The 14,957-nt window shown below is 36.3% G+C and carries 14 protein-coding genes and 1 pseudogene; 13 read left to right on the top strand and 2 right to left on the bottom strand.

Going from position 1 to position 14,957, the window contains the following annotated elements; translation table 11 throughout:
* Nucleotides 1–2 precede the first annotated feature (2 nt).
* The 13 genes and pseudogenes from kynU to AC1PU0_RS08770 all read left to right on the top strand — a co-directional run bounded on the left by kynU (nucleotide 3) and on the right by AC1PU0_RS08770 (nucleotide 13,787).
* Nucleotides 3–1,274 (top strand): kynureninase, encoded by a 1,272-nt coding sequence (gene kynU, locus AC1PU0_RS08830; protein WP_206850224.1) that lies wholly within the window; start codon nucleotides 3–5, stop codon nucleotides 1,272–1,274.
* 21 nt (nucleotides 1,275–1,295) lie between these two features.
* Nucleotides 1,296–2,408: an alanine dehydrogenase gene (ald, locus tag AC1PU0_RS08825; protein ID WP_069653147.1), complete on the top strand. Its 1,113-nt coding sequence runs from the start codon at nucleotides 1,296–1,298 to the stop codon at nucleotides 2,406–2,408.
* A 131-nt stretch (nucleotides 2,409–2,539) separates the two neighbouring features.
* On the top strand, nucleotides 2,540–3,268 hold the full coding sequence (locus AC1PU0_RS08820; RefSeq protein WP_206850228.1) for a polyphosphate polymerase domain-containing protein: 729 nt from the start codon (nucleotides 2,540–2,542) through the stop codon (nucleotides 3,266–3,268).
* The gene (locus AC1PU0_RS08815; protein WP_069653149.1) at nucleotides 3,258–3,935 is read left to right on the top strand and encodes a DUF4956 domain-containing protein; all 678 of its coding nucleotides are present in this window, start codon (nucleotides 3,258–3,260) and stop codon (nucleotides 3,933–3,935) included. Before AC1PU0_RS08820 ends, AC1PU0_RS08815 begins: the two co-directional genes overlap by 11 nt.
* A 9-nt stretch (nucleotides 3,936–3,944) precedes the next feature.
* Nucleotides 3,945–5,801 carry a carbohydrate-binding domain-containing protein gene (locus AC1PU0_RS08810; protein WP_206850230.1) on the top strand — a complete coding sequence of 619 codons (1,857 nt, stop codon included), beginning with the start codon at nucleotides 3,945–3,947 and terminating at the stop codon, nucleotides 5,799–5,801.
* Between the two features lie 71 nt (nucleotides 5,802–5,872).
* On the top strand, nucleotides 5,873–6,445 hold the full coding sequence (locus AC1PU0_RS08805) for a DUF1269 domain-containing protein (RefSeq protein WP_206850232.1): 573 nt from the start codon (nucleotides 5,873–5,875) through the stop codon (nucleotides 6,443–6,445).
* A gap of 97 nt (nucleotides 6,446–6,542) precedes the next feature.
* Nucleotides 6,543–7,235 carry a response regulator transcription factor gene (locus AC1PU0_RS08800; RefSeq protein ID WP_069653151.1) on the top strand — a complete coding sequence of 231 codons (693 nt, stop codon included), beginning with the start codon at nucleotides 6,543–6,545 and terminating at the stop codon, nucleotides 7,233–7,235.
* Nucleotides 7,228–8,520, top strand: coding sequence for a sensor histidine kinase (locus AC1PU0_RS08795; RefSeq protein ID WP_206834160.1), 1,293 nt, complete (start codon nucleotides 7,228–7,230; stop codon nucleotides 8,518–8,520). Before AC1PU0_RS08800 ends, AC1PU0_RS08795 begins: the two co-directional genes overlap by 8 nt.
* A 71-nt stretch (nucleotides 8,521–8,591) precedes the next feature.
* Nucleotides 8,592–9,521 (top strand): ribonuclease Z, encoded by a 930-nt coding sequence (rnz, locus tag AC1PU0_RS08790; protein ID WP_206850234.1) that lies wholly within the window; start codon nucleotides 8,592–8,594, stop codon nucleotides 9,519–9,521.
* Nucleotides 9,522–9,533: 12 nt separating this feature from the next.
* Nucleotides 9,534–10,335 (top strand): annotated as a pseudogene (locus AC1PU0_RS08785) (SDR family NAD(P)-dependent oxidoreductase).
* Nucleotides 10,336–10,395: 60 nt separating this feature from the next.
* Entirely contained in the window at nucleotides 10,396–10,836 is a 441-nt protein-coding gene (locus AC1PU0_RS08780) for a LapA family protein (protein WP_206834162.1), read from the top strand.
* 123 nt (nucleotides 10,837–10,959) lie between these two features.
* Nucleotides 10,960–13,272, top strand: a complete 2,313-nt coding sequence (recJ, locus tag AC1PU0_RS08775; RefSeq protein ID WP_206850238.1) for a single-stranded-DNA-specific exonuclease RecJ — start codon at nucleotides 10,960–10,962, stop codon at nucleotides 13,270–13,272.
* A 2-nt stretch (nucleotides 13,273–13,274) separates the two neighbouring features.
* Entirely contained in the window at nucleotides 13,275–13,787 is a 513-nt protein-coding gene (locus AC1PU0_RS08770; protein WP_069653157.1) for an adenine phosphoribosyltransferase, read from the top strand.
* Nucleotides 13,788–13,861: 74 nt separating this feature from the next.
* On the opposite strand, the gene AC1PU0_RS08765 is transcribed toward AC1PU0_RS08770, so the two are convergent.
* On the bottom strand, nucleotides 13,862–14,062 hold the full coding sequence (locus AC1PU0_RS08765; protein WP_069653158.1) for a hypothetical protein: 201 nt from the start codon (nucleotides 14,060–14,062) through the stop codon (nucleotides 13,862–13,864).
* Nucleotides 14,063–14,224: 162 nt separating this feature from the next.
* Nucleotides 14,225–14,878: a PAQR family membrane homeostasis protein TrhA gene (gene trhA / locus AC1PU0_RS08760; protein WP_206850240.1), complete on the bottom strand. Its 654-nt coding sequence runs from the start codon at nucleotides 14,876–14,878 to the stop codon at nucleotides 14,225–14,227.
* Nucleotides 14,879–14,957 lie beyond the last annotated feature (79 nt).

Below are 14,957 nucleotides of genomic sequence, written 5' to 3'. Positions count from 1 at the left end.
TAATGAAAAGAGAATTTCAGACAGATCTAGCGTTTGCAAAAGAATTAGATGAGAAAGATCCCCTCAAAAATATCAGAGATCGATTTTATGTTCAGCCTGGAGAAATATACATGGATGGTAATTCATTAGGTTTGGCTTCAAAAGATGCCGAAAAAGCATTGTTAAATATGATGGATATTTGGAAAAAAGAAGGAATCAAACTCTGGGATGGTTTATTTCATTACGCAGGGAAGTTGGGCGAAATGTCAGCACCACTGATCAATGCTCATCCAGACGAAGTTGTCATTACAGGAAGTACCACAATCAATATTCATCAATGCATTAGCACGTTATATAAACCCACTAAAGAACGCTATAAAATCTTAGTTGATGATTTGAATTTTCCGACTGATCGCTATGCTATTGATAGTCAGGTTCGTCTAAAAGGATATGAACCAAAAGACGCTGTAAAAGTTGTAAAAAGTCAGGATGGACGCCTAATTGATGAGTCGGCTATTATTGAAGCAATGACAGACGATGTCGCAATCATTCTTTTGCCGACCGTATTATATCGTAGCTCACAAGTGCTAGATATGAAACGAGTGACAGAAGCAGCACATCAAAAAGGGATTCTCATTGGTTGGGATTTATGTCATGCTATTGGCGCAATACCAATGGATTTTAAAGATGTTGAGCCAGATTTCGCCATTTGGTGTACGTATAAATATTTGTCCGCCGGTCCAGGATCGATTGCCGGACTTTACATGAATCGAAAACACTTTAAAGAAACACCAGGATTAGCTGGTTGGTGGGGGAATAAAGATGATACGCAATTTGAATTAAAACATGAATTTGAGCATCAAAGAGATGCAAGCGGATGGCAAATTGGTTCCCCAAGTTTCTTGGCAATGGCGCCGTTAGAAGGGACATTAACAATTTTTAATGAAGTAGGAATGGATCAGATTCGGACAAAATCACTATTGATTACCGCCTATCTAATGTATTTAATCGATGAAAAACTTGCAAAATATGGGTATGCAGTTGGTAATCCTCGTGAAGATAGCAAGCGAGGCGGGCACATTTGTTTAGAACATGACGAAGCTTACAGAATATGTAAAGCATTGAAAGAAGCCAATATCATACCTGATTTCAGAGAACCTAATGTGATTCGATTAGCTCCAATCGCTCTTTATAACACCTATGAAGAAGTCTACACATTAGTTGAAACATTAGAAGATATTGCAGTCAATAAAAAGTATGAAAAATTCAGTAATGAACGGACATTAGTTGTATAAAAAAACAGTGAGGTGAAAAGCATGCGTATCGGTATTCCAAAAGAAATCAAAAACAATGAAAACAGAGTGGCTATTACACCAGCCGGCGTAGTTAGTTTGATCAATAATGGACATCAAGTAATCGTTGAAAGTATGGCTGGTCTTGGTTCAGGTTTTACAAATCAGGAATATGAAGAAGTAGGCGCTACAATAGAGGACAACGTTGCGAACGTTTGGCAGTCTGAAATGGTTATTAAAGTCAAAGAACCTTTAAAAGAAGAATACCAGTATTTTCATGATGAGTTAATTTTATTTACCTATCTTCATTTAGCCCCCGAACCTGAACTGACTGATTCTTTGATTGAAAACAATGTCACAGCTGTGGCTTATGAAACGATGAGCTTGAATCGTACACTACCGTTATTGACACCAATGAGTGAAGTTGCTGGTAGGATGTCTGTACAAGTTGGTGCTCAATTTTTAGAAAAACCTAAAGGCGGAGAAGGAATTCTATTATTTGGTGTTCCAGGAGTCGAAAGAGGAAAAGTTGTGATTATCGGTGGTGGAGTAGCTGGTACAAATGCGGCAAAAATTGCTATCGGTTTAGGGGCAAAAGTAACGATTTTAGATGTTAATCCTCATCGATTAGCTGAACTGGATGATCTTTTTGGCAATAATGTTCAAACCTTGATTTCTAACGCTTACCACATTGAGAATAAAGTGAAAGAAGCAGATGTAGTAATCGGAGCAGTTTTGATTCCAGGTGCCAAAGCGCCAAAACTTGTGACTGAAGCGATGGTTAAACAAATGAAGCAAGGGGCAGTTATCGTCGATATTGCCATTGATCAAGGCGGAATTTTTGAAACGACGGATCAAATCACTACACACGATAATCCAACGTATATTAAACATGGAGTTGTTCATTATGCTGTAGCAAATATGCCAGGTGCTGTTCCAAGAACATCTACCTTCGCGTTGACAAATGCAACGATTCCTTATGCTGTTACGATCGCCAATAAAGGAATTGTACAGGCCGCAAAAGAGAACGAAACTATTTTAACAGGAATCAATACGTATAAAAAACATTTAACAATGGAAGCAGTGGCCAAAGATCAAAATAAAAACTATACATCTGTTAACGAATTACTAAAATAAAATACAGCGTTTAAATCATCTTATCTCTGAAGAATGAACATATTCAGAGATAAGATGATTTTTTCTTTTTATCTTTAAGGTTCATTTATGTTTCCTTTTATAAAATAAATTCAGTTAAAGGAGGCAATAAAATGGTTAAACTTAAAAATAGTTTTCAAAGAAAAGAAAAAAAATATGCATTAACCCATACAATGTATTCCCAATTAAGAGAAAAATTAACTCCCTATATGCAAGAAGACGAGTATGGGTTACACACAATCCTTTCAATTTATTTCGACACTCAAGATTATGAGATGATCAGGCATTCGATAGAAAAGCCTGTATACAAAGAAAAGTTCAGAATTAGAAGTTATGGTATCCCTACTGAACAGTCAATGGTTTTTTTGGAAATAAAAAAGAAAGTCAGTGGTGTCGTTTATAAAAGAAGGGTTGCTCTATCTTACCAAATAGCGAAAGAATATAGTCAAAAACCACATTCATTCAAGCTAAAAACAACAAAAGATCAGCAAATCAAACAGGAAATTGACTGGTTAGTTGCTCGCAGAAAATTAGAACCTAAAGTGATGATTGCATATGATCGACGAGCACTGTTTACTGCAGAAAATGACGATTTTCGACTTACCTTTGACTTTAATATTCGTTATCGAAAAGAAGAATTAACGCATACTTTAAATGATCAAGGTGAACGAGTAGCACCAGAAATCGATGTCTTAATGGAAGTCAAAGCATTGGGGGCATATCCACTTTGGTTTTCAGAAATCTTAGCAGCGCTTAATATTTATCCACTATCGTTTTCAAAATACGCTCAAACATATCAACGTTACTTATATTGCAAAGGAGATTTTCAGCATGTTGTCTAGTTTATTAGTAGAAAGTTCAGTGGATGTATCAATCAAACAACTATTAATTTGTATTGTAGTTTCAGTTTTATTAGGTCTTTTAGTGGCTTACGTTCATATGTACAGAAATATTTATAGTAAAAACTTTGTCATTACGTTAGCCGTCTTACCTGTTTTAGTCCAATTGGTTATTATGTTAGTCAATGGTAATTTAGGCACGGGGGTCGCTGTGCTAGGTGCATTTAGTTTGATCAGATTTCGTTCAGTGGCAGGTGGTGCTAGAGAAATTACGAGTATTTTTTGGTCGATGGGTATCGGCCTTGCTACTGGAATGGGCTACGTCAGTTACATTACGATATTTTCTTTGATTATTGCATTATTTTTACTTGTTTTGAATACACTTCATTTTGGTGAAAAGCAAAAATTGGCAGAAAGGGAAGTGAAAATCACGATTCCTGAAGATTTAGATTACCCAGGATTGTTTGATGATTTGTTTCAGCACTACACATACTCTGCCTATTTAGATTCAGTGAAGACCACAAATATGGGAAGTTTGTATGAACTACGTTATCGAATCACGTTAAAAGATAGTCGAATGGAAAAAGAATTAATGGATGCTATGCGTATAAGAAATGGAAATTTAACGATTGTTTCAGGAAAAGTTTCGACAAATAGAGAAGAATTGTAGGTGAATATCATGAAAAAAACCAAATTAGGTATCACAACTTTAACGATGTTACTCATTCTATTTACTGGATGTACCAAAACAACAAGTACAACTACTGCGACCTCAAAAAGTAATGAGAACGTTGTTGCGGTTCAGGAATCAAAAAAATCCTCTAATAATCAATATGGTAAATATGATGAAGAGGATTATGATGAAGGGTATGATGAAAAAACAGCCACAAAAATTGAATTAAAAGACTCAGGAAGTATTATAGATGGATCAGGTGTTTCTGAAAAAGATAATACGATCTCAATTACTGCAGGTGGTACGTATATTTTATCAGGAGATTATAAAGGTCAGCTAAAAGTTAGTGCAAATGAGGAAACAGTACATTTAGTCATGAACAATGTTTCAATTAGCAATGAATCATCTTCTGCAATCTATGTTGAGCAAGCAAAAAAAGTTATTACTACTTTAGTAGAAGGTTCAAAAAATAGCCTTTCAGATGGTTCTGATTATACATTTGCATCAGCGGATGAAACCGAACCAGATGCTACTTTTTTTAGTAAAGATGATCTAACAATCAATGGTTCTGGTACTTTAGATGTTACAGGGAATTATAGTAATGGCATTCGTAGTAAAGATGATTTGGTTATTACTAATGGTGTTCTCAACATTATAGCCAAAAACAATGCTATCAAGGGCAAAGACTCTGTATCTATTGCAAATGGAACATTCTCTTTAAAAACAACAGAAGGGGATGGAATTCAAGCGAATAACAGTACTGATACAGATAAGGGGTGGGTTGCATTAGATGGCGGCACGTATACGATTCAGTCTGGGAATGATGGCATTCAAGCGGAAACCAATCTGTCTATTGCGAAATCTGATCTCAAGATACAAACAGCTAGCGGGTATAACGATCAATCGATTGACACAACAGCCAGCTACAAAGGACTGAAGGCAGCAGGAAATATCATTATTGATGATGGGACTTTTGACATAAATACAGCTGACGATGCAATCCATTCAAATGCAACAGTCACAATCAATAATGGGACCTTTTCATTAACTAGCGGTGATGATGGTATTCACGCTGATACTGATTTGCTTATCAACAATGGGAAAATAACGGTCAGTCAATCATATGAAGGCTTAGAAGGAGCAACGGTAACGATTAATGATGGTGATATTTCTGTTAAAGCATCCGATGATGGCATCAATGCTGCCGGTGGTAGCTCTGGAGAAGATGGACAAGAAGGACAATTCGGTGCAGATTCATTTGGTGAACCTGGTAGTGGTGGTGATAGCACAAAATTCATAGAAATCAATGGTGGAACGACCTATGTGAATTCTGATGGCGACGGTATCGACAGTAATGGAGATGTTCGAATGACTGCAGGTACGCTAATCGTAAATGGTCCAACTGACAGTGGGAATGGAGCACTTGATTATGACGGAACTTTTACAATTGATGGCGGGATTTTTGCTGCAAGTGGGAGTTCGGGTATGGCAATGAGTGCTAGTGATACCTCTTCCCAAGCCGCACTAAGTCTTTTCTTCGATGATACCCAAAAAGCAGGAAGCCTAGTCAACCTTAAAAATGAAGCAGGTGAAACGGTCATTTCATTTGCGCCAGAAAAAGACTTTTCTCACATTGCAATTAGTTCACCTGATTTAAAGGTTGGAGAAACGGTCACGTTATCTACTGGCGGTAAAGATTCTGGAACAGCAAAAAATGGATTATACAGAGGAGGTGACTATACAAATGGAACAGAATTAGCAAAAATTTCGCTTAATGGCGTATTAACGTCCGTTGATCAATCTGGTTCTGAAGTGACTGGTAATCAAATGGGTGGAGGACCAGGTGGCCAACCGCCAAGATAATTGATTTTCATTGCTTTAAGGGCTGGTTTATTGATAGAATATAGCTATCAAATAGAACGAGGTGTTCATATATGTCCAAACGAGTTATTATTATGCATTTTGAAGTAGAAAGCCAAGCATATCAGGCATTCTCAGAAATAAAGAAACTATATGCTAGCAAAAAGATCAAGGGGGAACAAATGGCTGTTGTAACGCATGTAAACGACGGCGTGCATCAGTTTAAGATCGATGATTTCCTAGATTTTACTGGTAATAACCATACATCAACGAATAGTATGATTGGTATGCTGATTGGTATTTTAGGCGGCCCGTTAGGTATTCTACTAGGTTGGTTTGCAGGAAGTTTATTAGGCGCTTCGCAAGATGCGAAAGAAATTCAAGGTGCTCAAACCGTTTTTGAACATGTGACAAAGCAAATAGGTGAAGGGGAAACTGGTTTGATTTTGATTGCAGAAGAAGATGATAATCGACCTTTGAACCAACTGATCATGAACGAATTAGGTGGCGAAATCACGCGTTTAGATTTTGAAGATGTAGAAAAAGAAATCACACATGCGAAAGATGTAGAAAAAGAAACAACTGATTCAGCTAAAAAATCTTGGCAAGATAAAAAACAAGATTCAACTGAAAAAAACGACCATTAATCACTCATCAATGGTAAAATGAATAAATACACTAGAAGACGTGACAGAGAATTTTTCTATTCGTCTTCTTTTTTTGATTATAAGGATGTGAAAACAAGTGTTAAAAATACTCTTAGTAGAAGATGATGAAATCTTATCAGATAGTATTTTAGAGATTTTATCTGAAATCGGCGAAATCGTTCAAGTTTATGACGGAGAAGAGGCTTTATACGAAGGAGAACGAGGAATTTATGACTTAATCGTATTAGATTTAATGTTGCCATCACTATCTGGCGAACAGGTTTTAACGGGTTTAAGAAAGAAAAATATCTATACACCAGTTTTGATTTTAACAGCCAAAGATGGGCTACAAGATAAAGTAAACGGCTTTAAAAATGGTGGGGACGATTATTTGACTAAACCATTCCACCGAGAAGAATTGTTACTACGTGTTCAAGCATTAGCGCGTCGTTCATTAGGAATGAATGGAAAAAACGAGTTAATCGTTCACGATCTATGTTTAGATCTTGACAATCGACAACCAAGTTTTAAAGGGAATGACTTCACGCTCCAAGGAAAAGAATTCGATTTATTACATTATCTAATGCAAAATCAAGGGCGCATCATTACCAAAGATCAATTGTTTGATCGAATTTGGGGATTTCAATCCGATACAACATTGACGGTCGTTGAGGTTTATATGAGTAATCTTAGAAAGAATTTAAAACCTTTTGGGCTTGATCGATGGATCAAAACGTTGCGTAATGTTGGTTATCTTTTTGAAGTACCAGAAGGGATAGAACATGAATAAACAACTAAGCAAAAAACAAAGATTCAATTATTTTTTGATCAACTTAATTTCATTTGCAAGTATCTTTCTGATTTTAGGTTTGATTGTATTTCAGCTACTACAGACATCTATATACCAAACAGTAGATCATGACTTACAACGTTTAGCAACTGATCAAAAATTTCTACAACATCAAATGCTTCAGACTGAACGGCGGCAAGAAAACGTTTCTCAGTTAGGAAAATTCGATACACCGCCGCCCAATAATTTCCAGCAACAAGTGATTCTTTGGTCGAAAGATGGGAAGATACTGAATGAAGCAGAGTTAGGTTCTCGTTTTTATGATTTTCAAAATTTGACGTTATCAACGGATCAATTGAGTACAATAAGCAGTATACAAACAAAAGACAGTAACGATCGAACTTTGCAATTTCGCTCGATTACACTGCCTGTTGAAAATCAGGAGCAAGTCGCTTACATTCAGCTTTTAGTGAATATTGATCCAATCAAAGGAACTGTTGAACGGATTAAACAAATACTGATTATCTGTATGATTATTTTTGGCTTATTATCGATTGCATTGAGTTATTTTCTCTCTAAATGGTTCATGAAACCTATTATGATTTCCTGGAAAAAGCAACAGGAATTTGTTGAAAATGCATCTCACGAGCTAAGAACACCGCTAACAATCATTCAAGCAAAACTAGAAAAATTGTTTACCAAACCCAATCATACGATTTTAGAAGAATCTGAAACGATTGCTTTGTCTCTTGACGAAGTTCAACGTTTAAGTCAATTGACAAGCGATTTACTCTTATTAGCTCGCTCAGATTCCAATTCATTAACCTTAGAAAAAGAGCCTATAAAGAGTAACAACTTTTTGAATACGGTTCTACTGCCATACCAAGAATTAGCTTTGGCAGAAGAAAAAGAGTTTATTATCGATCTAGGCGAAGATCAGCAACTATGTTTCGATAAAAAAAGAATTCATCAATTACTGATTATTTTGTTAGATAACGCATTAAAATATACTGCAACTGGCGAGAAAATAACGGTCTTTTCAAGTGTTAAAAATAACGAATGGCTCATTAAAATCAGTGATACAGGTATAGGCATCGTTGAAGAAAATAAAGCCGCAGTATTTGAACGCTTTTATCGAGTAGAAGGATCTCGAAACCGTAAAACAGGCGGTTATGGCATTGGGCTTGCTATTGCGAAATGGATCGTAGAAGAACATCAAGGGAAAATTGAACTCACAGATACTATGCCAAAAGGCACCACTGTTATTTTGCGTTTTCCTGTATAATAAATATTATTTGCTAAAGCAGCCACTTTCTTCTAAAATAAAGAAGAAGATTAAGGAAAGTTAGGTAGAAGATGGAATTACAATTTTTAGGTACAGGAGCTGGGGTTCCAGCAAAACATCGTAACGTAAGTAGTATCGCTTTAAAATTATTAGACGAAATAAATGCAGTGTGGCTATTCGATTGTGGGGAGGGCACTCAACTGCAAATTTTGAAAAGTACTATTCGCCCAAGAAAAATCGAAAAGATTTTTATCACTCATTTACATGGAGATCACATTTTCGGCTTACCTGGGTTATTAAGTAGCCGTTCGTTTCAAGGTGGAAATGAAAAATTAGAAATTTATGGACCGGTAGGTATAGCGGAATTCATTCGGACAGCTCTGAAAGTTTCACAAACGCGTCTTTCGTATGAATTGAAGTTTATTGAAATCAAAGAAGGCGTCGTATTTTCTGATAAGCAGTTCACTGTCTCTTGTAAACCATTAGATCATGGCATTGCAAGTTTTGGCTACCGTATCGTGGAAGCTGATCATGAAGGAGAGTTACAGGTCGATAAATTAGCCGCTTTGAATATTCCATCCGGGCCAATCTATGGGAAAATTAAACGAGGCGAATCTGTAGAATTACCAGATGGACAAGTGATCAACGGAAAAGACTTTGTTGGTGAAAAAAAATTAGGCAGAACTGTAACGATTCTTGGGGATACAAGAAAAACACCAAATAGTGTAGCACTGGCAGAAAATGCGACTGTTTTAGTGCATGAGAGTACCTTTAACAAAGATGAAGCAAAAATGGCTAAAGCATATTATCATTCTACAAGTCATCAGGCAGCACAAGTAGCGTTAGAAGCAAAAGTGGAAAAACTAATATTGACACATATTAGTGCTCGTTATTTAACTGGAGATATCATCCAATTAGAAAATGAAGCCAAAGAGATTTTTCCAAATACAAAAGTCGTGAAAGATATGGAAATTATAGAAATCCCGTTTAAAGCGGAGTAAGGAGGCGTTAGAATGTTTAACGAACAGGATTTAACAGATAAAGTCGTTGTTGTAACAGGTGGTTCTGCAGGTTTAGGGGAACAAATTTGTTATGAAGCAGCAAAAAAAGGCGCAATTATCGTTGTATGTGCTAGACGGATTAACTTAATAGGGAAAGTAAAGGAAACTTGTGAAGAACTGAGTGGAAAAACCGCATTTTCCTTCCAATTAGATATTTCAGACCCTGAGAATGTGGAGAATGTTTTTGAAAAAATCAAGGCAGAGGTAGGACCTATTGATGTTTTAGTCAACAATGCTGGCTTTGGTATTTTTGAAAACTTCGTAGATATTGATTTAGCTGTTGCTAGAAATATGTTTGAAGTAAATGTATTAGGTATGATGGTCTTTACTCGAACAAGCTGCGATCCAGATGGCTGAAAGAGGGATTGGACATATCATTAATATCGCTTCAATGGCTGGAAAAATGGCTACAGCAAAATCAACGGTTTATTCGGCAACCAAATTTGCAGTTTTAGGTTTTTCTAATGCTTTACGCCTAGAATTGAAACCACTTGGTGTTTCTGTAACAACAGTAAATCCAGGGCCTATTCAAACAGAGTTTTTTGATAAAGCTGATCCGTCAGGGGATTACTTAGCCTCCGTAGATATGTTCGTTCTTGAGCCTAACAAGTTAGCAAAAGAAATTGTAAATACTATGGGGACTTGGAAGCGAGAAATCAATCGTCCGCGGGTTATGGAAGGTGCCTATCGTTTATATACATTGTTCCCACACCTAGGAGATTTATTAGCTGGTGGTGTATTAAACAAAAAATAATGGTTAGATCTAGCTTCTAATGCTAGCTTTAGTTTCAATCAGATGAGGAGGAAATGTAATATGAAAAATCAGTGGCGTGTTGTTATTGGGTTGATTTTGGTGCTAATTGTGGTCATCTTTGCAGTGTTAAATAACCAAACAGTACCTGTCAGCTTCGGTTTTGCCAAAATTTCTGGTCCATTGATCCTTATTATTTTAGGATCTGCAATAGTCGGTGCATTGATTGGTTTGTTAACTTCAACAACGACCATGTGGAAACAGAAAAAACAAGTAAAAGAATTACAGAAAGACATCGATGTTTATAAAAACGATGCAGATAAAGTAGTGCAAGAAGAGGTTGATAAAGTAAAACGATCGTACGAAAATCAGATCGCTGAACTACAGGCGAAATACGATGCCACAGCAGCTCAAGCCCCAATTACGCCTAGTGAAGATGCAGAATCTGTCGGTAGTCGTGTGGATCATTTTACTAAACCAAGAAGTAGCGAAGAAGAAATATAAAGCTTAAAAAGCAAAGATAATGCAGAAACAGTTTATCTTTGCTTTTTAATTTGCGGATTTTCAGGATACTTTCTTTAGTTTTCCCACTGTATTTGATATAATTACTTGGTTAGGAGTGACGTCGTGAAAAAAGCAAAATATACGTGGCAATTGCGGGAAAAGACAGAATTGCCAGAAGAATTTTCAACTATACTAACAAATGAACAGATCAATCCTTTACTAGGCCAAATTTTATGGCATCGGGGTATTCAGTCAAAAGAAGCGTTGGAAACATTTTTACGTCCGACAGTAGAAAACCTTTATGATCCTTTTTTACTGCATGATATGGAAAAAACTGTCACAAGAATTCAAGATGCTGTAGCACAAGGCGAAAAAATCTTGGTTTACGGTGATTATGATGCTGATGGTATTACAAGTACTACTGTTATGAAAGAGGCAATTGAACTGATTGGTGGGGAAGTAGAGTACTTCTTGCCTAACCGATTCATTCAAGGATATGGGCCTAATTTAGCTGTATTTAAAGAACAAATTGAGAATGGTATCCAGCTGATCATCACTGTGGATAATGGTGTGGCTGGACACGAAGCTATAAATTATGCGACAGAACAAGGCATAGATGTCATTGTAACAGATCATCATGAGTTACCACCTGAATTACCAAATGCATTCACAATCATTCACCCGAAACATCCCTTAGGAGAGTATCCATTTGGAGAATTAGCTGGCGTTGGAGTAGCTTTTAAAGTTGCAACAGCGTTATTGGGAGAACTGCCTGTTGAATTTCTTGATTTAGTTGCAATTGGAACGATTGCCGATTTAGTTTCACTGACTGATGAAAATAGAGTTCTCGTCAAAATGGGACTGGAAATGATTCAAACAGGTGAACGGATTGGTTTAGATGTGTTGGTTCACCTAGCCGAACTTAAAAAAGAGGCTATTAGTGAAGAAAATATCGGTTTTACAATTGCACCGCGCTTAAATGCATTGGGAAGATTAGGTGATGCGAGTCCTGGTGTTGAATTGATGACAACATTCGATGAAGAAGAAGCAAAGCGGATCGCAACCTATATCAATAGCCAAAATGATGAGCGCAAAGAAATCGTTGCTACCATTACGAAAGAAGCTTTTGAACTAATTGATCCGACTGCTCCAATCCATATTGTGGCAAAACAAGGTTGGCACGAAGGAGTACTTGGTATTGTTGCTGGTAGAATCATGCAAGATACAGGGAAACCGACAATTGTACTTACAATCGATGAAAACAACCAGCTAGCAAAAGGTTCTGGACGTAGTGTTTCCGCATTGAATTTGTTTGATTCATTAAGTGAAATCCGTGAAGAATTTATTCATTTTGGTGGTCATCATATGGCTGCTGGTATGACATTACCTGTAGCGAATATCGTCAAAGTAAAAGAACATTTAATTCAGTATTTAGAAATAAATCAAATTGATTTATCTCAAGGTCAAGAAATGCTGATCGATGAGTCATTGAAAGTCGAAGACGCTACGATTCCATTTATTCAGCAACTAAAAATACTGGCTCCTTTGGGAACAGATAATCCTGTACCTAATTTTGTTTTTGAAGATGTCTCAGTTGAGCAAAGTCGGCAAATTGGAGCCGACAAAAGTCATCTTAAATTCCAAATAAGTCAAGAGGGCACTAAATTAGATGCGATTGCTTTTCAGATGGGCAATCAAGTAGATGAATTTGGACAAGGAACAACAAACATCGTAGGGCAGTTGTCGATCAATGAGTGGAATGGTAATAAAAAACCACAACTGATGGTCAGTGATTTTTCAGTAAAAGGGACTCAATTGTTTGATCTAAGAGGAAAAAATGCTCGCCAAAAAGAGATACCTGCTGAACATACACTATATATTTACTTTAATGCGGAGAGTCAAAAATTGATTAATGATTCGAGCAGTCAGCGCTATTTATTTACGACGGTGGCTGAAACAGTAGAGTCTATCAAAACAACCGACAGTCAACAACTAGTGTTCGTTGACTGTCCAGATGATAGTGCTTTATTAAAACAAATCACTCAAGCTGGAAAAATTGAACGTGTTTATTTAATGGGAATTTCTCAAGAAGAAGCGTATTTGAATGGAACAGGAACAAGAGAACAGTATGCACAACTGTATAAATTTGTAAGACAACAAGAACAAGTGGATGTTCGTTACAAACTAAATGTTGTTGTACAACATTTAAAAATCCAAGAAAAGCTATTAATTTTTATGATTCAGGTGTTTTTTGATCTAGGATTTGTTACAATAGAGAACGGTGTTTTAAGAAAAGTTGAAAACCCTGAAAACCATCCTTTGACGGAAAGTATGGTCTATCAAACTCGCTTAAAAAGAATCAAAACAGAAGAATTTTTGTTATACAGCGATCGTGAGACATTACAACATTGGCTGTGGAATGAGGAGGAAGTATAAAAATGGATTTAAAAGATTATATTGCTAGTATTCCAGATTATCCAGAAAAAGGTGTTATCTTTAGGGATATCTCACCCTTAATGGCAAATGGCGAGGCGTACCGTGAAGCAACAAAGCAAATCGTTGATTACGCAAAAGAAAAGAGAATCGATATGGTCGTAGGTCCTGAAGCACGTGGCTTTATAGTAGGCTGTCCTGTTGCATACGAGCTAGGAGTTGGTTTTGCTCCTGTCCGTAAAAAAGGAAAGTTGCCTCGTGAAACAATTGAAGTAACTTATGACTTAGAATACGGATCAGATACATTGACACTGCATAAAGATGCAATCATTCCAGGACAACGCGTCTTGATTTGTGATGATTTATTAGCAACTGGGGGTACAATCAAAGCGACTATTGAATTGATTGAATCATTGGGGGGAATTGTTGTCGGCTGTGCATTTCTGATTGAATTGATGGATTTACATGGACGAGACAAAATTGCTGGTTATGAAATCGTTACATTGATGGAATATTAGAAAAAACTCTTTACTTCGAAATTCTGGAGTAAAGAGCTTTTTTTAAATATGCGGAAGTATTATTTTACTTTGATTTATGGATATTTGCGATATATATAATGTTGATGGTCCTCTTTTTTTCTTGTATGTGTGTACCGTTTTTCGTCCCATAACATGAACCATATAATAAATAGAGGGCTAACAATAAGTAAAGCGGACTGTAAGCCTAATGTTCCTAAGAAAATACCAATAATCAATACAACAAATAATAACCCGCCACGACGAACTGCTTTCATTCTTAATCACCTCATAATTTTTTATCGAACAAACGTTTGTATAGTTATTATACGAATGTTTGTTCGGTTTGTAAAGAGATAAATATAAAAAAAGATACTTCTTTTTTACTAATCAAAAAAGAAGTACCTAAAAGCCTTTAAACTAATGGGTTTTACGTTTTTCTAAGTATAAAGCAAAATTGAAAAGAACATGAAACCAGCACCTAGCATCACGAACAAATGCCAAACTACATGCATAAAGCGAACATTTTTTAAGCTATAAAATGCGGCACCTAATGTGTAGGAAACGCCACCTGCAACCAATAATGAGATACCTGTAGGACCTAAAGAGTCATATAAGGGTTTTGCAGCAGTAATGCACAGCCAGCCCATAATAATATAAATCACAGTAGAAACATTTTTTACTGTTTCTTGTTTGTGTAAGGTCAGGGATTTATAGACAACACCACTGATAGCCATTACCCAGATAAGCACAAACAATAACCAACCAAGCCAACCTTTTATGCTCAGCAAACAAAACGGCGTATAGCTTCCGGCGATCAATAAAAAAATCAAACTATGGTCAAAAACCTGAAAAACTTTTTTCGCTCTAGTAAAAATCAAACTATGAAATAGGGTTGAAGCCAGAAATAAAAGCACTAATGTTGAGCCATATATGGCGTAGGAAACGACATGTACAGTAGAATCAAGACGTGCGCCTTTTATTAATAAAATCACTAAGCCAGCAATACTTAATCCAGCCCCAATCCCATGAGTTACTGCATTAAGAACTTCATTTAAAATCATATATTTTTTTGAGAATTTTATTTTTTCCAAGAAATCAACTTCCTTCATTTTAATTTGGTGAAAAATAATTCTTTGTCTGTTATAATAATAATAGACATTTAAGCCTCAA

This window comes from Enterococcus sp. XAF26B05_ASV22, from assembly GCF_056727285.1.
Note: the sequence above shows the minus strand (reverse complement) of the source record. Positions and strands in the feature narration are given on the sequence as shown.